Origin of the sequence: Nesterenkonia xinjiangensis, assembly GCF_013410745.1 — a bacterium.
Taxonomy (GTDB): domain Bacteria; phylum Actinomycetota; class Actinomycetes; order Actinomycetales; family Micrococcaceae; genus Nesterenkonia; species Nesterenkonia xinjiangensis.
This window is the reverse complement of the sequence record NZ_JACCFY010000001.1, coordinates 408,779-426,491: the sequence shown is the minus strand read 5'-3', so window position 1 is coordinate 426,491 and position 17,713 is coordinate 408,779. Positions and strand designations below refer to the sequence as shown.

Genomic DNA, 17,713 nt, shown 5'->3' with positions numbered 1-17,713 from the left:
CTGGAGGCCTGGCGCCGAGGGCCGTCGGTGAAATTCCTCGACAGCCAGCTGGGCACATACCGGATCAGTGACGGCACGCCCGGGGCCGCCGGCCGAAGATGAGGCAGGACGTGGCGCAACGCACAGATGAAGTTGACAAGGTGGGGGACATGGATCTGCGAGACGTTGATGTCCAGGAGCTGATCTGGTCGCCGACGCTGAACAGGGTGGCTGGGCAGCTCGCCGCCACAGCGGGAGCCCGCGACGGCGGCGAGGTCACCTGGCTCAGCACTCGCCAGGGTGTCCTGCAGTCCCGAGGGCGGCGCTACCTGATCGACGGGGCCATCAACCATGAGTCATCGGTGGCGGCCCTGATCGTGGACGACAAGGAGCTGGCACGGCGCTTCCTCCGCGCCGCAGGGGTCAGCACGCCCCAAGGACGCCTGGTCATGGACGCCGACGAGGCGGTGGCCTGGGCAGAGAGCCGCGGAGCTCCCGTCGTCGTGAAGCCCCGTGTCGGGTCGGCCGGCCGCGGCGTGAGTGTCCGTCTCACCGACCCGGAGAGCATCGTCAGGGCGTTCCACCGCGCAGCGAAGCACCGTCAGGGAGTCGTGGTGGAGGAACAGATCGAGTTTGCGGAGGAGTACCGCTGCCTGGTGACTCCCCAGCGGTGCTTCGCCGTCGTCCGCCGGGTGCTGCCGCGCGTCATCGGGGATGGGGTGAGATCCCTCGAGGCGCTGATCGATGCCAAGAACGAGGAACGGCGACGGAACCCCATGCTGGAGCGCATCCCGATCCCCAAGGACAGCGTGGTGGACACCGTGCTGGCGGCGCAGGGGCTGGACCTCACCTCCGTGGTGAACCCGGGCCACGAGGTCCTGGTGCGCAATGTCGGGGGCATCTCCGGCGGCGGCGAGCCCCACGAGGTGTCGGACACCGTGGACCCCCGCGTTCCGAGGCTCGCTGTGGAGGCCGCCAAGGCGATCCCGGGCCTGCACTGGGGCGGCGTGGACGTCGTGATCGACCAAAGGACCGGGGCGCCCTGCGTCCTGGAGGCCAACGTCAGCGCGGGCTACGGCGGCGCCACCCACCCGGTGCAAGGGCGCCCTCAGGATGTGGCAGGGGCGATCTGGGAGATCCGTCGCGAGCAGGGCTCGACGGACGCCCCGTTGGGCCGGGCGGCTCCTCCCGCACCTGCAGCGCCTTGTGCGGTGAGGGACGAGGTCCCGGAAGACTGGCCGGATGGGACGAACGGCCTGCTGCTCGGAGACGTCATGCGCGCGGTCCTGGCCGCTGACGGCTGGGGAGTGACTTCGTGGGGCGCCGTGAAGCAGGCCCGCGATGGAGCCGGGAGCGAGCTCTGGTTCCTCCGCAGCGGTCCCACGACCCAGGACATGCTCTCCACCCGCCGGATACTGCGGCGGCATGAGCTGGTCCGCCAGCTGCTCGGCGAGTCCCTCATCCTGCGCCCCCGCGGCGCCGTAGTCTCCAATGCCGAGGACTGCCGGCGGATCTTCGCAGACAGCACGGCACCGCTGGTGCTCACTCCGCCCAAGGCACGGTGGGGCGATCCCAGACAGCGCAGGCTCCGACTCCCTGAGGCTGTGGAGCTCCTGGAGGAGTCGAAGGGGGAGTGGCTCGTCCAGACACGTCCGGCCGGTGCCCGGATCCGGCTGTACGCCACCCGTGACGAGGTCTTGTGGGTGACGGCCGCCAGGCGTCAGGAGCTCCTACCCGAGGAGGTCATCGAGACAGCAGCACGGGCGGCCGTCCGTGCTGTGCGGTCGGTCCCTGAGCTGCGCTGGGCACCCGTCGACGTGGTGATCCCGCGCCGTGCCGCGGGCCGGCCCTGGGCACGCCCGCTGGTCGAGGGGATGGTGTCCCGGCCGAAACTCGTCGCTGGGCATCAGGTGATCGGCGGCAGCCTCGTGGACCTCGTGCGGTGGATCGCGCAGAACAGCTCATCGGTGACCGCGTCGCACCCGCTCACCTGACCCGGCGCGGTCGGGCCGCCGCCAGCACCGCAGTGTCGACCTCGTCGGTAACGGTGCGGCTGTGGTTTCTCTGGCCCGCGAAGAGCACCATACCGAGCGGGATCCACGCGCTGAGCGCGACGAACGGCGGGACGGTCAGCTGTGCCGGAGAACCGGGGCGCGAGTAGCGGCACGGTGAAGGCTAGGGCCACCAGGAGCCCGGCCGCGGCCAGCAGCTTGAGAGGGGTCGACGCGGCAGGCTCTACCCACTCGGGCTGACCGGTCCAGCGGAACATCCGGTTGGCCCAGAGGCACGCGTGCGCGAAGGCGAACATGAAGCCGATGGACGCCATGTCGACCATTCAGGTGAGCGCTGTGCGGCCGAACCATGGAGCGATCAGTCAGACGGCCACGGTGAACCAGGCCCCACACCGGCTGCCGCTCCTGCTCCGCCTGCCACGGGGCTCCGGCCGTGGTGGTGACGATCATCGCGCGATAGACCGCCGTCGCTGGGATGAGGGAGCCGACGATCAGTCGGAAGGCCTTCGCCGGGGAAAGCCGGAGCTTCTCCGCAGTCTGGGGAATGTTGTCGAATCCGATGATGGCCCATGGGGCGAGCACGACGATGGTGAGGACTCCGGCCCACGGAACCACATCAGGAGGGCACGCCGGAGAGAGGTTCTGCAGCGTGCCCCGGGGTGAGGGAGCACGTGTCGACCAGGAGGCTGGCCATCGCAAGGGGCATGAGCATACGCCTGAAGGACTGCAGCCGGGCTGGGCCTCCGCCGCGGTGCGCGTTGATCAGCGCGAAGACGACGAGCGCGATCGTTGCGATCAGGACCTCCCCGTTTCGCGGACGATTCTCGGCCGGCTCGCGTGCGTGCTCGGAGCGCATTCTGAGGCAACTTGCGATCACGAGCATGGCGCATCTCAGGAGTCTCAGCTGCGGGCGATACAGTGGGCTCAGCCGGACGGAGGACGCCTCCCCGGTGGAGACCCCCTCGGAACGAAGGACCTGCGTGACACCTGCATCGAATCACCCTGCCGACGCCCTCTCAGTCACCGGCGCCGAGGACGCCCACGAGCGTCCTGCTGTGATTGTGGGGCAGGGGTATGTGGGTCTTCCGTTGGCTCAGGCGGCTGTGGCGGTGGGGATTCCCACGGTGGGTTTTGATGTCTCGGAGTCGTTGGTGGATCAGCTCAACGCTGGTGTCTCGCATGTGGATGACCTCAGTGATGAGGATGTCGCGGTGATGCTCTCCCAGGGGTTTAGGGCCAGTGTGGATCCGGGGGATCTGGCGGGGGCTTCGGTGATTGTGATCTGTGTGCCGACTCCGCTCAGTGAGGAGGGTGGTCCGGATCTGCGGGCGGTGGAGGCTTCTGCGCGCACGATTGCTGAGCATCTGGTGCCGGGGACCACGGTGATTCTGGAGTCGACGACGTATCCGGGGACCACTGAGGATGTGGTGCTGCCGATTCTGGAGTCTTCAGGGCTGGTCCATGGTGAGGACTTTCTGTTGGCCTACTCGCCGGAGCGGGTGGATCCTGGGTCTACGAGGTATGGGATCACGAACACTCCGAAGCTGGTGGGTGGGCTTTCTGCGGAGGCTACGCGGGTGGCGTCGGGGTTCTATGGCCGGTTCGTCGAGGAGGTGGTGCCGGTCTCGGGCACCAAGGAGGCGGAGACGGCGAAGCTGCTGGAGAACACGTATCGGCATGTGAACATCGCGTTGGTCAATGAGATGGCGCGGTTCTGTCATGATCTGGACATTGATATCTGGGAGGTGATCCGGGGGGCTGGGACGAAGCCGTTCGGGTTCCAGAAGTTCACTCCTGGTCCTGGCGTGGGGGGTCATTGCATTCCGATCGATCCGAATTATTTGAGCTTTCAGGTGCGTAAGACTCTGGGGTATCAGTTCCGGTTCGTGGAGTTGGCTCAGGAGATCAACAACTCGATGCCGACGTATGTGGCTGCGCGGATCGGTGAGGCGCTCAATGAGGTGCGTAAGCCGCTCAATGGGTCGAAGGTGTTGTTGTTGGGGGTGACGTATAAGCCGGATATTGCGGATCAGCGGGAGTCTCCGGCGGTGCCGGTGGCGAAGGTGCTGCGGGAGAAGAAGGCGTTGGTGTCTTTTCATGATCCGTATGTGGAGACCTGGTTTGTGGGTGGTGGGTCGCTGCAGCGGGTTCCGGATCTGGATGAGGCTTTGGGGGAGGCGGATATCGTGGTGGTTCTGCAGCCGCATGCGGTCTATGACTTGGAAGCTATTGCTGCGTCTGCGGAGTTGCTCTTCGACACGCGTGGAGCGACCACTGCTGAGGGCATCGAGAGACTCTGAGCCCCAGGGCTGGACGACATCTCGCCGAGACGAAGGAACGAACCATGCCGCACACCCGTCCCCGCGTGCTGCTGCTCAGCGACGACGACGCCGTCACCGGCACCCTGCGCCGCCTCACGCGCATCGGAGAGAAGCTCCACAGCCAGGCCGACGTGGTCATGGCGACGCTGTCCTCCACCGAGCCGCCCGGGCCGCAGGGTCCGCCCTTCCCGCTGCAGCGCATCGGCTCGGCGCGCCGGCTGAACATGGATCCCGAGACGTGGGCGAAGGACTACCTCCTTCCTCGCCTGGACCGGCTCATCGGCGGCTTCGAGCCGGACGTTCTCGTGGTCGACGGCGACTTCCCCGCCTGGCTGCTGGACCGGCTGCGTCGCACCCACGGCGTGTCGTGGGTCGACGTCGTCTCCGCGATGGACGCCCAGGAGCGCAGCGGAGCGGCCCCGCGCACCGCCGAACTCACCATCGAGGTCGGTGAGCTGGTGGACGGCCGCCTCACCTCACGCTCCTCCGGAACCGCCGCGCACAGCCGCGTCGAGGTGGACCCCGTGCTGGACGCCGCCGTGCTGGATGCCGCCGCGGGGAGCGCACAGAACGCCGAGGCGAACCTCGCCGGAGACGCCACCGCACGGCCCACGGTGGTCGTGGATCTGGCCGGGCTGAGCCCGGACACCGCCGCCGCGGCCGAGGACCTGGCCCTGGAGTGGTTCGCTGCGCATCAGAAGCAGTGGACTGTCGCCCTGCTGGACAGCGCCGTGGCCCGGCGCGTGCCCGCAGGAGCCGAGAAGGTCGCCGGTGGGCTGACGCCTGAACTGGTGGCTCGCACCGTGGCGGCGCTGGCAGTCCCGGGATTCCGGGCCCTGCACACCTGGGTGCCCGCCGGGGTGCCGGCCCTATGGCTCACCGAGGGACCTGCCGGTGAGGAGCCCCTCCGCGGGGCGGCCCGTCGCTCGCGGCGTCGGCTGCGCCCCGAGCAGCAGCAGGCGCTGCGCACTCGAGCGGTGCGCGCCGCCGATGCCGGCTGGGGTCTGCGCGAGGAGCTGGAGGGCCCGCACGACGTCGACCGTCTGCGCGCCCGGCTCACCGCAGCGCTGGAGACCATGGACGCTCGCGGCGCGGAACTGGCCGGCCCGCGGGAGCCGTTCTCCGACGGCGCCGAGCAGGCGGCGCAGGCTGTGCTCGAGCGCGCCCGCCGGCACCTGTCCGACCCCGCCTGAAGTCCAGGCGAGGCTCGCAGGGGCCGACTGATCAGATGGTGATGTCGCCCTTGGGGGTCCGGAAGGTGACTGACATGAGCCCGGGCGTGCCCGAGGGGGCCACCCAGTCCACTGCGACGTCCTGGAAGGGATCGCCGTTGGGACAGGCCAGCCAGTCGGCCACCCGGTCCGGGGAACCGGCGATGGAGAGCCGCACCAGCTCCGCCTGCGGCGGGTAGGCCTGGGAGGGGTGCAGGTCTTCGGTGCCCTCGTCCCACCGGAGCAGATAGGGCACCTGGGGGTCAGCGATAAGACCCTTGATGCCGATCTGCTGCCAGGTGAGCTCCTGGCCGTCAGGGAACTTGCGATTGCCCGGCACGGCCTTGCGGCCCAGCCGCTCCTCGAAGTGGGAGAGGTCGTCCACCGTCACGCACCAGCCCATCCAGCCGCCGCCCACCTGGGAGCGGTTGCGCACCGCCTGGCCGAACGGTGCCTTGTTGGCGGAGGGGTGGTCGAGAACCTCGACGATCTCCAGGTACTGGCGGTTTCGCAGCGGGATGATCGAGCTGCGTGTGCCGAAGCGCGGGTGGATACCACCCTTGACTCGTTCCACGCCCAGCTCATGGACGATCCTCTCGACCGTGGCGTCCATGCCATCCGGGCCGACCGCATAAGAGACGTGATCCAAGCGCATCATGGGTCCATACTGACACCAGCGTGCTCCTCGTCACCAATCGGGGTCATCTTCGTGACGACCTGGGGTTTCTTCTACCGAAAGTAGAAATAATCGGAGCCTCTGGAGCGGGTCGCAGCTGTCACGCGTATCCTGGTGCGGTGCTCAAGACCGCGCTGCAGCCCAAGTGGATCGCGATGCTCGCCCTGGCCCTGATCCTGGCCACTGTGTTCGTGGTGCTCAGCGCCTGGCAGTTCGGCCAGTCCCGTACGGAGAGTGCTCCCTCGGAGGAGATCACCGAGGAGCCGGTCCCGCTGACCGAGGTCCACGAGCCCGAGCAGCCGATGGCCCTGGAGCAGGCGGACCGCATCGTGACCCTCTCCGGCGAGTTCATCGAAGAGACCCAGGTGCTCATCGATGAGCGCCTGCAGGACGGCGAGTCCGGCTGGTGGGTCGTCGGGGCCTTCGCCGTCGACGGTGCCCCGGCGGATGAGGTGATCCCGGTGGTGCGCGGCTGGACCGACGACGTCGACGCGGTGGACTCCCTGCCGGCCGGCCGGCAGCTCGAGCTGCAGGGGCGTCTGCTGCCCCCGGAGGCGCCGATCCCGGGGGAGCGCGAGGCCGCACACGTCTTCTCGAGCCTCTCTCCGGCGGAGCTGATCAACGTCTGGGACCTGCCCTCCTACTCCGGGTTCCTGGTGGCCTTCGACGTCGTCGACGCCTCCGGTCAGGAGATCGGTGCCGAGGACCCGGCCTCGCCCTTGGAGCCGGTCTGGGTGGGGCCACAGCCGGAGGGCTCCTCGGTGAACTGGCTGAACCTGTTCTATGCCGTGGAGTGGGTGGTCTTCGCCGGCTTCGCCTTCTATCTCTGGTGGCGCCTGGTCAAGGACGCCCACGAGAAGGAGCAGGAGGCCTCCGCGCTCGACACCGAGTGGGAGGAGCAGTGGCGGCTCGAGTACCTGGCCGCGATCGAGTCCGGGCAGAGCCCGGAGCAGGCCGAACAGACCGCCACGGATGAGGCGGCACGCACGCTTGACGAGAAGGACGCACGATGACCGAGAACACCGGATCCCTCCAGGGCACCGCACCCGAGGTGCCCGCCGCGCCGAAGCGCCCGCAGAAGCGCCGCTTCCAGGGCACGATGCAGCAGATCAACGGCTCCCTGACCTTCTATAAGATCTTCGCCTTCACCACCGGGATCATGCTGCTGATCCTGGTGGCCAAGATGATCATGGACTACGGCTTCGGCTACGAGCTCTATGCCGGCGGCACCACGGCTGCGGGCGCAGACAACACGCTGGGCTTCCATCCGAAGGAGTCAGTGGTCGACGGCACAGGAATCTCCTACTGGACGGCCGTGGTGCACGGCTGGATCTATGTGGTCTACGTGATCGCCGGCTTCCGTCTCTGGTTCCTGATGAACTGGCGCTTCTCCCGGCTGGTGACCATCGTGCTGGGCGGGGTGGTGCCGTTCCTGAGCTTCATCGTCGAGCGTCGCATCGCCGCCGAGGTGCGCCGCGACGTCCACACCAACCCGGAGGCGGTCCGGAGGTACTGAGCGGGGTGCTCATGGTGAGTGTCGGGCAGCTGGCATGGCTATGTTCCGGTCGACGAATTGCGAATCACCAGCTTGGGAGTGACCGTCTCGACACGTTGTGCGGGGGGCTGCCCGTCCAACGCGGCAGACAGCAGATGCGCCGCGCGTCGGCCGATCTGTTTGAAGCCGAAGTCCACGCTGGTCAGACTGGGCTGTGACCCACTGATCAGGGGCTCCCAGTTGTCGAAACTGACGATGGCGATGTCGGAGGGGATCTCCCTGCCCGAGGCTCGCACGGTCTCGATGATTCCCCGGGTGATGCGGTCGCTGCCTCCGATGATGGCATCCACTGCGGTGCGGTGCTCCAGGAGGTTGCGAGTCGCGGCTCGTCCCCATGGCTCATCCCAGGCTCCGAACTGGGTGGGCCCGACCTGCTCCAGGCCATGGGCGTCCAGAACCGTCGCGATGCCGGCAGCACGGTTCTGGGCGGCAGAATATGTGGGGTCACCGGAGATGTGGGCGATACGGGTACGGCCCATCGCCACGAGGTGTTCAGCTGCCAGCTCGCCGGCACGCGTATTGTCCGGCACGACGGCCAGATCCTGCGAGTCCTCGGAGGGCGCGTAGGCGTAGACCACCGGCATGGGCACACGGTGACTGACCGATGGCCGGGCGTCGGGGCGCGCCCCGACGACGATCAGGCCATCCACGTCCCGCCCGACCAGGGCCTTGAGGTGGTGGCTCTCCCGGATGGGGTCACCTCGCCCGTCGCAGAGGAACACTGAGGTTCGTCCCGCACCGAAGGCATCCTCGGCACCCATCAGGATCGGCAGGCTGAATCGGCCCTCCAGATCATCGGTGATCAGCCCCACCGTGCCGGTGCGGCTGCTGTGCATGGCCTGAGCCAGTGCATTGGGGGTGAAGCCCAGCCTCTCGGCGACCTCTCGAACGCGTTCCTTCGTGGAGGTGCTGACCTGTCCCGGACGATCGTTGAGGGCCTTCGACGCGGTGCTGGGCGAGACGCCTGCCAGGGCGGCGACATCCCGCAGCGTCACCCGCCGTCGAAGCGGTGCTTCTGTTTCGTTCACTGAGCCCATCCTTGATCGCTGGTCAGTCAAGAATAGCCTGGAACCGCCGGAGAGCGACCCTTGTATGTGAGTGATGTCACTGCTAGCGTGACCGAAAACGTTTTCCAAAAGTTTCCATCACCGCTCGCACTCGCACCCGGAGGAACTCATGTCAACGAACAACGGCGGCCGAGCTCTAGGCATCGCCAGCGTCGCGACGCTGCTCACGATCACTGCCTGCGGAGGTGACGGCGATGGTGACGCGCCCGGCGACTCCGGAGCCCAGGAGGGTCCGCAGACGCTGACCGTCTGGCACTACCAGTCCGAGGATGCACAGGTGGAGCTGATGGACACCTACGCCGAGGAGTTCGAAGCGCAGCGCGACGACGTGACGGTCGAGAACGTCTACGTCCCCTATGACCAGATGAATTCGCGCCTGGTCAACGCCGCAGGCGCCGGAGAAGGGCCCGACGTCGCCTTCTTCAACGGCGCAGAGACGTCGATCATCGCCCTGGGTGGTGCGCTGACCCCGATCAACGATTACTGGGACAGCTTCGACGACGCCGACCTCGTCCAAGAATCCGTGCTGCACCAGATCGACGGGGACATCTACGCCGTCCAGGGCTACGTCAACCTGCTGGGGCTGTGGTACAACGCAGAGATCCTCGACGAGCTCGGAGAGGAGCCGCCGACCACCATCGACGAGCTCGAATCCGCCATGGGCGCCGCTGAGGAGGCCGGATACCGGGGCATTACGCTGACCGGACTGCCCAATTCCCAGGGTGAATGGCAGGCCTACCCCTGGCTCACGGCTGCCGGCTTCAGCTACGAGTCCCCCGATGAAGAGGCACTGGTCGAGGCTCTGACCCGCGCGGAGACGTGGGTCGACGAGGGGTGGCTCTCCCAGGAAGCGGTGACGTGGGACCAGACGGTGCCGTTCCAGGAATGGGCCTCCGGAGACACCGCCTTCGCCGTGAACGGCAACTGGCAGCGCGGCAACGCCGAAGCCGACGCTGACTTCGACTACGGTGTGGCGCCGCTGCCGTTGGGTGAGAGCGGTGGGGTGTACCTGGGCGGCGAAGGCCAGGGCATCGGCGTCAACAGTGAGAATCCCGACTTGGCATGGGATTACCTCGAGAGCACCCTTCTCGACGCCGAGGGACAGCTTCATGCGCTGGAGATCGTAGGGTCCCTGCCATCTCGCTCGGACTCTGCCGAAGACGATCTGGTCACCGAAGATGAGATTCTTTCCGCCTTCAGCGAGACCGTCACGGAGCTCGGGGCGAACTACCCGGATACGGTGCTGCCGCCCGAAGCGGTGGGAGATGTGCAGGTCAGCATGGCACAGGCGTGGAGCGCGGTGATCGGCAAGCAGTCTTCACCTGAGGAGGCCGCCGCCGAGGCGATGGCCACGCTCGAGAGTCTGCTCGAACAGTGACCACAGCACCCCTGACGACCCCCAGGAGCCGCCGCGGGTTCCAGAACTCGCGGCGGCACCTGGTCTTCCTGATCCCCGCTGCCGCGTTCATGGCCGCATTCGCTGTCTATCCGCTGCTCCAGCTGGCGTGGATGAGCGTCCACGATGTCACCCAGGCGACGCTCAACGTCCCAGGGTGGGAGTTCGTCGGTCTGGAGAACTTCATCAGGGGCTTCACCGCCGGTGAGAGCGCGGCCGCGGTGAACAGGACCTTGGTCGTCGTCGCGGTCGTCACCACCGCGGGCATGCTGCTCGGGTTCGTCGCGGCGATCGCCATGCGGACCTCCGGATGGTGGTCCGCGGCGCTGCTGGCGCTGATGGTGTTCGTCTGGGCGCTGCCGCCGGTGGTCAACGGCTCGGTCTGGAAGTTCCTGCTGGCCGAACGCGGCCTGTTCAACACTGTGCTGGGCGCCCTCGGATTGGACACCCTCCCCTTCCTCTACGACCCGCAATGGGCGCTGATCTCGGTCGCCTCCGTGGCGGCCTTCGCCGTCATCCCCTTCAACGCCCTGGTCTTCCGGGCCGCGCTGATGGCCATTCCCCCGGAGGTGTTCGAGGCTGCTGCCGTGGACGGGGCAAGCAAGTTCCAGGAGATTCGCTTCATCATGGTGCCGGCCGTCCGCGGCACCACCCTGGTGCTGTTCGTGCTCACCGTGGTCTACGGGTTCCGCAGCTTCGACTACATCTACGTGATGACCTTCGGAGGCCCGGGCACCGCCACAGCCACCCTGCCGTTTCTCGGGTACCTGCAGGCGTTCAACCGCTACGACTATGGGCTCGGATCGGCGACCTCTTTCCTGGCGGTCGTCGGCGTGCTGGCGCTCGCCGGCGCCTACGCCTGGACGATCCGCCGGGAGGAGAGGACATGAATTTCCACGCCGGGCCGGTGGCGATCGTCACCAAGCTGTTCTTCACGGTGCTCTACGGAGTGCCGCTGCTGTGGATCGTTCTGACCTCGTTCAAAGACTCCGCGGACGTGTTCGAACCTTCGTCGGCGCTGCTCTTCGAACCGACAGCCCAGGCCTATACACGGAACGTGAACAGCAATCTCATCGATGCGCTCGGTCAGTCTGTGGCGATCGCTGTCGGGGCCACCGTTCTGGTGCTCCTGATCTCCGTCCCTGCCGCCTACGCACTGGCCAGAGTGACTCATTGGTCGGTCACGGTCGGGCTGATCGCGCTCATCGTCCTGCAGATGATGCCTCAGACAGCCATGGTCATCCCCCTGTTCAGGCTCTTCGGCGACTGGGGACTGCTGGACTCGCTGGCCGGGGTGATCATCGCCGACGCCGCGCTGCTCACACCGTTCGCCACTCTGCTGCTTCGGCCGTTCTTCCGAGCGGTGCCCATGTCTCTGGAGGAATCCGGGGCATTGGACGGGGCAGGGCTGTTCCGTACCTTTTGGCTGATCGTCCTGCCGCTGGCGCGCAACGGAGTGCTGACCATCAGCTCCATCACCTTCCTGCTGGCCTGGGGCGAATTCCTCTACGCGGTGAGCTTCATGCTCAGCCCCGGAGGGTATCCGCTGTCCGCGCTGCTGTCCCAGCAGGTGTCCGCCTTCGGAATCGACTGGCCGGGCCTGATGGCTCTGGCCGTCCTGACGTCCATCCCCATCCTGATCGTCTTCATCTCCAGCTACCGCCTGCTGCGCGACGGACTGACCGTCGGCGCGGTGAAGTAGTGCCGACACAAGGAGCCTTCACCATGAGCACCCCAACACCTGTCATGCCCGATCATCCCCGGCTGCGACCCCTCGGCATCCACGAGGTGACGCTTGACCCCGGGTTCTGGGGGGACCGCCAGCAGCTGAACGCGGAGGAGATCATTCCGCATGTGGAGCACTGGCTGGAGCGCCTGGGGTGGGCGGGGAACTTCGACCTGGCCGTGACAGGGGGTCTTCCCGAGGGCCGCAGCGGCCGAGAGTTCGCCGATTCGGAGGTCTACAAGCTGCTCGAAGGTATGGCCTGGGAGCTGGGGCGCCGTCCGAACCCGGAGATGGAAGAACGATTCGCCAGGTTGAGCCGGCGAGTGGCCTCTGCTCAGGAGGCCGACGGCTACCTGAGCACGGCCTTCGGCCGTCCAGGGCAACGGCCGAGATACTCGGACCTGGAATGGGGCCACGAGCTCTACTGCTATGGGCACCTGATCCAGGCAGGTGTGGCACGACTGCGCACCTATGGCGAGGACCTCTTGGTGCGCACCGCAGTTGCCGCAGCAGACCACGTCTGCAGGGAGTTCGGCGATGAGGGTGACACCCGCGTCTGCGGACACCCGGAGATCGAAACCGCGCTGGCCGAGCTCGCCCGGGCCACCGGTCGGCCGAAGTACCTCCAGCAGGCCAAGAAGTTCGTGGAGCGGCGCGGCCACGGAAACCTGGGCAAGATCTTCCTCGGCCAGGAGTATTTCCAGGATGACACCCCCGTACGCGCAGCCGAGATCCTGCGCGGTCATGCAGTGCGGGCCCTCTATCTCTCCGCCGGAGCTGTGGACGTGGCCATGGACACCGATGACGATGGACTGCTCACCGCCGCGGCGCAGCAGGTCCGGCGCACCCTCGCCCGACGCACCTACATCACCGGAGGGATGGGAGCACAGCATGAGGGCGAGTCCTTCGGGGCCGACTTCGCGCTGCCCCCCGACAGGTCCTATTCAGAGACCTGCGCCGGGATCGCCTCGGTCCAGCTCAACCACAGGCTGCTGCTGGCGACCGGAGACCCGTTGCACGCCGATGCGGTGGAGCGCACCCTGTTCAATGTGGTGGCTGCAGCAGTGGCCGAGGACGGGCACAGCTTCTTCTACACCAACACCCTGCACCAGCGCGAGGCAGGCAGGCGGCCTCCAGCAGGCGAGGCCAGCCCGCGTGCGGCCTCCGGCATGCGAGCCCCCTGGTTCGACGTGTCGTGCTGTCCCACCAACCTCACCCGCACGCTGGCCTCCCTGGCCGCCTACGTCGCCACGGCGGATGACCAGGGCCTCCAGATCCACCAGTACGCGCAGGGAACGATCACCACGGAGCTGCACGGAGAACCCCTCCGGCTGCTGGTGGAGACCGACTACCCCCACCACGGGAACATCCAGGTGCGGGTGGAACAGGCCCCTCAGGCGTGGACGCTGAGCATGCGCATCCCGAGCTGGGCCGACGGTGCCAGGGCCTGGATCACGGGAGAAGCTCCTCAGATGGTCGAACCCGGCATGTTTGAGCTGCCCCGACCTCTGCGCGCCGGCGAAACCGTGACCCTGGATCTGCCGGTGGCCCCGCGGTGGTCGTGGGCGGATCCGCGCGTGGATGCGGTGCGCGGCCACGTCGCCGTCGAGTGCGGGCCTCTGGTCATGGCGCTGGAGTCGCCGGACGTTGCGGCAGCGGCTCCGGACGCCGTCGAGGCAGCGGACGCCGATGTTGCGACGGTCCGTGCCGATCCGCGCCACCCCCTGACCCTCACCGAGGGGCAGGTCATGCTGCCGGTGCGCCGGCACCGGAACTCCGAATCGCAGTGGCCCTTCCCCGCGCGGCGCCCCCAGGAGCCCGATGACGAGACGCCGCTGGCTCATGTGCCCATGATTCCCTATCACCGCAGGGCCAATCGGGGCCCCTCCACCATGCGAGTCTGGATTCCGGAGGTCCCCGCCGCGATCCAGTAGGGCACCAGCCGGTGAGCTCGTCGGACGCATGATGTGCTCGCCGCCGAGGTGCGCCGCGACGTCCACACCAATCCAGAGGCGGTCCGGAGGTGCTGAACGGCGTGCTCAGCGGGATCGTCGGGCCGGTGGCTGGCCGTCAGGTGGAGTCGCGGACCTCGAGAGTCGGCAGCAGCTCGATGCGGCGCGGGGTCCATGACTGCTCCTTGCGCTGGGTGCGGATGCGTTCGATGAGCAGCTGTGCCGCCACCTGGCCCACCGCCGCCTTCGGCGGAGCGACTGCCGTCAGCGGCACGGAGCCCAGTCCGGCGACGACGTCGTCATAGGCCACCACCGCGCAGTCCTCCGGCAGGGATAGCCCTGCTGCGGTGAGGCGATGGGCAAGCACCAAGGCGTTCTCGTCGCTGTGGATCAGTGCGGCGGTGAATCCCTGATCCTTCAGCAGCCGGGGCAGCCATGACGGGTCGTCGTGGTCCGGGTAGGCCACCTGAACTGCTCCTACCACCGCGCCATGGTCCTCTCCGGCAGCATCGGGGGAGCTGAGCACGCTCATGTGGTGCTCCACCTGAGGGTGCGCGGCGGCGACTGAGGCGAAGGCCGTGCTCACGGCGCGCGCCGTGGGGGAGTCCTGCCGGGTCGCCAGCAGGATCCTGCGGTGCCCCAGGTCCACCAGGTGCTCCACCGCCAGGGAGACCCCGTGCTCATGGTCGCTGGAGACTGCGTCCAAGTGCTGCCATGCCGGACCTCGGGGCGGCCGGCGCTCCATGAGCACCGTGGGGAGCGCCACGTCCTTCAGTGCCTGTGCCTCTGCCTGCATCACCTCCGCCGAGCGCCACCGCGGGGCCAGCAGCAGCCCGTCGGATTCGTCGTCGATCAGATGCCGCCACTGGTGGTCCGCGGGGGTGCGCTCGTTCGGGGTGAGATGCAGCACCACGCGATATCCGGCATGCTGCAGGGACTGTCGTGCGCTCTGCACCACTTCGTTCAGGTAGGGATGCCTCTCCGGGGAGATGATCGACACCGTCCCCGCCGCGCCGTCGGCAGCTGCCGGTTCTCCGGTGGTGCGCCGCGGTGCGGTCACCTTCCCGTGCAGCCTCACCACCGCGCCCTGACGGGTCAGGGCCTCCAGGTCCCGCCGGACGGTCACCATGGAGACTCCCAGCAGGGCTGCCAGATGCGCGACCTTGACCTCATCACGGTGGTCGATGATCTCCAGAATCCTCTGACGTCGATCCTCCGCAGACTCTCGCACCTCGGCTCCTTCTGTGCATGGATGATCGTTTGAGTGAAGTATAGGTGCGATCAGGCGTGCCCTCCCCATCGCAGGTTCGGCGACTGAGGGGAGGTGCCGGTCGACGCGCACGAGCAGAATCACTCGCCATCTACGAGGACAGCCTGGGGGCTCATGTTTCCATAAGAGATCGTTTGATCGTTTGACTGATATGAGATCGATAATGATACTTATCACCGTCCGCTGTGTCAGGCATCACATGATGGGGAAAGGATGTGGAGGTCGACATGTCAGAGGCCGTCAACCGCCGGAGCCTGCTGAGCATGGGGCTGGCCCTGCCGCTGCTGGGCGGTCTCACCGCCTGCGGCCCGGGAGGAACATCCGGCACCCGTCCGCGCCCCGGAGGGAAGACGCAGGTGACCTTCTGGTCCTCGCTGCGCGGCAGTCACGAGGTGGTCCAGGCCTTCAACGACACCCACGATGACATCGAGGTCGTCTTCAACCAGATACCCACCGGAGGCGAGGGCGGGTACGCGATCCTGCGCAATGCCTCCCGTGCTGGCAACGCTCCGGACGTGGTCACCCTTGAGTACCCCCAGGTGCCCGAGTTCGTGGTGGACGGCATCGCCCAGGACATCAGCTCGATGATGAGCCCGGATTTCCACGACCAGCTGCTGCCTGCGGCGCTGGCCCGCACCACGTACGGGGACGGGATCTACGCCGTCCCCAACGACCTGGAGCCGCTGGTGATGCACTACCGCGACGACATCTTCACGGACCGCGGATACGGGATCCCCGCCACCTGGGACGAGTTCGCTGAACTGGGCCGGCGCATCCGCGACGAGCGCGACGGCAGACGCATCGCCATCTTCCCGACGAACGGCGGCACCTACTTCGCCGGTTACAGCCAGCAGGCCGGAGGTCGGTGGTTCGACACCCGTGACGACGCGTGGCACGTCGAGATGGCCGACGAGGAGACTCGCAGGGTCGCCCAGTTCTGGCAGTCCATGATCGATGAGGACATCGTCCGCATCATGCCGGACGGCCAGGAGTTCGATGCGCTGCTCAGCTCCGACCGGATCCTCACCCGGCTCTCCGGCGCCTGGGACGCCGGTGCCCAGATGGGCGCACGGCCCGGCCAGGCCGGACTCTGGCGGATAGCCCCGCTGCCGCAGTGGTCCCAGGGCGAAGCATCTCTGGGCGACCATGGCGGATCGACCTTCGCCCTGACCGGAGACAGCCGCGAGCCCGAGGCCGCCCTGGAGTTCATCCGGTGGCAGGTGAGCCACCCAGACTCCATGGCCGCGCGCCTCTCTGCCGGGACCTCGAGCATGTTCCCGGTGGTCGAAGAGCTGGTGGAGGTGGCACGTGAGGCCTTCGACGAGTCCTACTACGGCGGCCAGGACATCTACAGCCTTTTCGCCCAGGAGGCGCCCAAAGTGCGCGACGACTGGAATTGGGGGCCACGCATGACATCCACCCTGCAGGTGATGCAGGACAATTTCGCCCGTGTCCCCGCCGGTGAGGACACCCTGCTGGATGCGGTGCGTGCCTCCCAGGCCGGCACCGTGCCCGACCTGCGCGCCCTGGGACTGTCGGTCAGAGAGGTGACAGGATGAGTGTGACAGACCACCGCCCGACGACGGCGCCGGCCCCGCCTGACCCGTCGCGGTCCACAGGGCCGGCGGGAGGACATCTCCCCGCAGGGTCCCCGGGGCGCAGGCAGAAGCTGCGCGCCTCCGGGATGCTGATGGCCCCGTTCTTCCTGCTCATGGCGGGGGTGTTCGTCGCCCCGTTGGCCATGGCGCTCTACATGAGCTTCTTCTCCCAGGACAACACGGGGCTCGGCTTCGGCGCCCCTGAACAGACCTTCGTGGGGCTGCGCAGCTACGTGGCGGTGTTCTCCGACCCCACCTTCATGGGATCGCTGGGGCTGATCCTGCTCTTCTGCGTGGTCTACATTCCAGTGGTCGCTGTGGGCGCCCTGCTGCTGGCGCTGCTGTTGGACTCTGGGATCTCCCGGCTGCGCTCGGTGATCCAGCTGGGTCTCTTCCTGCCCCATGCCGTGCCCGGCATCATCGCCGCCATCATCTGGCTCTACCTCTACACCCCCGGCATCAGCCCGGTCACGGAGGCGCTGTCCCGATTGGATCTGGAGATCAACTTCCTGGGCGTGAACATGGTGGTCCCCTCGATCATCAACATCGCGGTGTGGTCCTCGCTGGGCTACTTCTCCGTGATCTTCTACGCCGCCCTGCAGGCGGTCCCCGGGGAGGTGCTGGAGGCCGCCCGCATGGACGGCGCCGGTCCGGTGCGCATCGCCACCCTGGTGAAGCTGCCGATGATCACGTCCTCACTGGTGATGGTGCTGCTCTTCGCCATGATCTGGACCCTGCAGCTGTTCACCGAGCCGATGCTGCTGAGCCAGTCGACGCCGGCCATCAATTCTCGGTTCTCCCCGTCGATGTACATCTATGACGCCGCCTTCACCCGCAACAACTACGGTCTGGCCGCAGCTGCCGCCGTCGTGCTCATGGTGGCGACCATGGCACTGTCCTTCGGGCTGACCAAGCTGTCGAATCGGCTCCAGCGGCAGGAAGGACGTTGA

Annotated in this window: 14 protein-coding genes; 11 read left to right on the top strand and 3 right to left on the bottom strand. The window is 67.3% G+C overall.

Going from position 1 to position 17,713, the window contains the following annotated elements:
• The first annotated feature begins 149 nt into the window (after nucleotides 1-149).
• The 3 genes from HNR09_RS02005 to HNR09_RS01995 all read left to right on the top strand — a co-directional run bounded on the left by HNR09_RS02005 (nucleotide 150) and on the right by HNR09_RS01995 (nucleotide 5,505).
• A complete protein-coding gene (locus HNR09_RS02005; RefSeq protein WP_179540525.1) occupies nucleotides 150-1,973 on the top strand; it encodes an ATP-grasp domain-containing protein in 1,824 nt (607 codons plus the stop codon).
• Nucleotides 1,974-2,650: 677 nt separating this feature from the next.
• Nucleotides 2,651-4,291 (top strand): nucleotide sugar dehydrogenase, encoded by a 1,641-nt coding sequence (locus HNR09_RS02000; protein ID WP_343047414.1) that lies wholly within the window; start codon nucleotides 2,651-2,653, stop codon nucleotides 4,289-4,291.
• A 44-nt stretch (nucleotides 4,292-4,335) separates the two neighbouring features.
• Complete coding sequence (locus tag HNR09_RS01995; protein ID WP_179540524.1) at nucleotides 4,336-5,505, top strand: hypothetical protein; 1,170 nt, start codon at nucleotides 4,336-4,338, stop codon at nucleotides 5,503-5,505.
• A 31-nt stretch (nucleotides 5,506-5,536) separates the two neighbouring features.
• Here the strand turns inward: HNR09_RS01995 and HNR09_RS01990 are convergent, their stop codons facing one another.
• Nucleotides 5,537-6,181: a VOC family protein gene (locus tag HNR09_RS01990; protein ID WP_179540523.1), complete on the bottom strand. Its 645-nt coding sequence runs from the start codon at nucleotides 6,179-6,181 to the stop codon at nucleotides 5,537-5,539.
• Nucleotides 6,182-6,318: 137 nt separating this feature from the next.
• Here HNR09_RS01990 and HNR09_RS01985 point away from each other — a divergent pair, with 137 nt between their 5' ends.
• Entirely contained in the window at nucleotides 6,319-7,212 is an 894-nt protein-coding gene (locus HNR09_RS01985) for an SURF1 family cytochrome oxidase biogenesis protein (protein ID WP_179540522.1), read from the top strand.
• The gene (locus tag HNR09_RS01980) at nucleotides 7,209-7,715 is read left to right on the top strand and encodes a DUF3817 domain-containing protein (RefSeq protein WP_179540521.1); all 507 of its coding nucleotides are present in this window, start codon (nucleotides 7,209-7,211) and stop codon (nucleotides 7,713-7,715) included. The genes HNR09_RS01985 and HNR09_RS01980 overlap by 4 nt, the downstream gene beginning before the upstream one ends.
• A 38-nt stretch (nucleotides 7,716-7,753) precedes the next feature.
• Here the strand turns inward: HNR09_RS01980 and HNR09_RS01975 are convergent, their stop codons facing one another.
• Entirely contained in the window at nucleotides 7,754-8,782 is a 1,029-nt protein-coding gene (locus tag HNR09_RS01975) for a LacI family DNA-binding transcriptional regulator (RefSeq protein ID WP_378939251.1), read from the bottom strand.
• 148 nt (nucleotides 8,783-8,930) lie between these two features.
• On the opposite strand from HNR09_RS01975, the gene HNR09_RS01970 reads away from it, so the two are divergent.
• From HNR09_RS01970 to HNR09_RS01955, 4 genes are read left to right on the top strand one after another with little or no spacing between them, the layout of a single operon-like run.
• Nucleotides 8,931-10,199: a sugar ABC transporter substrate-binding protein gene (locus HNR09_RS01970; RefSeq protein WP_179540519.1), complete on the top strand. Its 1,269-nt coding sequence runs from the start codon at nucleotides 8,931-8,933 to the stop codon at nucleotides 10,197-10,199.
• Entirely contained in the window at nucleotides 10,196-11,107 is a 912-nt protein-coding gene (locus HNR09_RS01965; RefSeq protein ID WP_179540518.1) for an ABC transporter permease subunit, read from the top strand. The genes HNR09_RS01970 and HNR09_RS01965 overlap by 4 nt, the downstream gene beginning before the upstream one ends.
• On the top strand, nucleotides 11,104-11,919 hold the full coding sequence (locus tag HNR09_RS01960) for a carbohydrate ABC transporter permease (protein WP_179540517.1): 816 nt from the start codon (nucleotides 11,104-11,106) through the stop codon (nucleotides 11,917-11,919). The genes HNR09_RS01965 and HNR09_RS01960 overlap by 4 nt, the downstream gene beginning before the upstream one ends.
• Before the next feature lie 23 nt (nucleotides 11,920-11,942).
• On the top strand, nucleotides 11,943-13,877 hold the full coding sequence (locus tag HNR09_RS01955; protein ID WP_179540516.1) for a glycoside hydrolase family 127 protein: 1,935 nt from the start codon (nucleotides 11,943-11,945) through the stop codon (nucleotides 13,875-13,877).
• Between the two features lie 136 nt (nucleotides 13,878-14,013).
• On the opposite strand, the gene HNR09_RS01950 is transcribed toward HNR09_RS01955, so the two are convergent.
• Nucleotides 14,014-15,126: a substrate-binding domain-containing protein gene (locus tag HNR09_RS01950; RefSeq protein ID WP_218881861.1), complete on the bottom strand. Its 1,113-nt coding sequence runs from the start codon at nucleotides 15,124-15,126 to the stop codon at nucleotides 14,014-14,016.
• A 266-nt stretch (nucleotides 15,127-15,392) separates the two neighbouring features.
• Between HNR09_RS01950 and HNR09_RS01945 the strand changes: the two genes are divergently transcribed.
• Both HNR09_RS01945 and HNR09_RS01940 read left to right on the top strand, forming a co-directional pair.
• Nucleotides 15,393-16,724, top strand: coding sequence for an ABC transporter substrate-binding protein (locus HNR09_RS01945; RefSeq protein ID WP_179540515.1), 1,332 nt, complete (start codon nucleotides 15,393-15,395; stop codon nucleotides 16,722-16,724).
• The gene (locus tag HNR09_RS01940) at nucleotides 16,721-17,713 is read left to right on the top strand and encodes a carbohydrate ABC transporter permease (protein WP_179540514.1); all 993 of its coding nucleotides are present in this window, start codon (nucleotides 16,721-16,723) and stop codon (nucleotides 17,711-17,713) included. Before HNR09_RS01945 ends, HNR09_RS01940 begins: the two co-directional genes overlap by 4 nt.

Excerpts from the sequence above, each read along its gene's own strand:
- HNR09_RS01995 (WP_179540524.1), top strand. The coding sequence starts at position 4,336 with ATGCCGCACACCCGTCCCCGCGTGCTGCTGCTCAGCGACGACGACGCC.
- HNR09_RS01940 (WP_179540514.1), top strand. The coding sequence starts at position 16,721 with ATGAGTGTGACAGACCACCGCCCGACGACGGCGCCGGCCCCGCCTGAC.
- HNR09_RS01980 (WP_179540521.1), top strand. The coding sequence starts at position 7,209 with ATGACCGAGAACACCGGATCCCTCCAGGGCACCGCACCCGAGGTGCCC.
- HNR09_RS01955 (WP_179540516.1), top strand. The coding sequence starts at position 11,943 with ATGAGCACCCCAACACCTGTCATGCCCGATCATCCCCGGCTGCGACCC.
- HNR09_RS01945 (WP_179540515.1), top strand. The coding sequence starts at position 15,393 with ATGTCAGAGGCCGTCAACCGCCGGAGCCTGCTGAGCATGGGGCTGGCC.
- HNR09_RS02005 (WP_179540525.1), top strand. The coding sequence starts at position 150 with ATGGATCTGCGAGACGTTGATGTCCAGGAGCTGATCTGGTCGCCGACG.
- HNR09_RS01960 (WP_179540517.1), top strand. The coding sequence starts at position 11,104 with ATGAATTTCCACGCCGGGCCGGTGGCGATCGTCACCAAGCTGTTCTTC.
- HNR09_RS01970 (WP_179540519.1), top strand. The coding sequence starts at position 8,931 with ATGTCAACGAACAACGGCGGCCGAGCTCTAGGCATCGCCAGCGTCGCG.
- HNR09_RS01990 (WP_179540523.1), bottom strand. The coding sequence starts at position 6,181 with ATGATGCGCTTGGATCACGTCTCTTATGCGGTCGGCCCGGATGGCATG.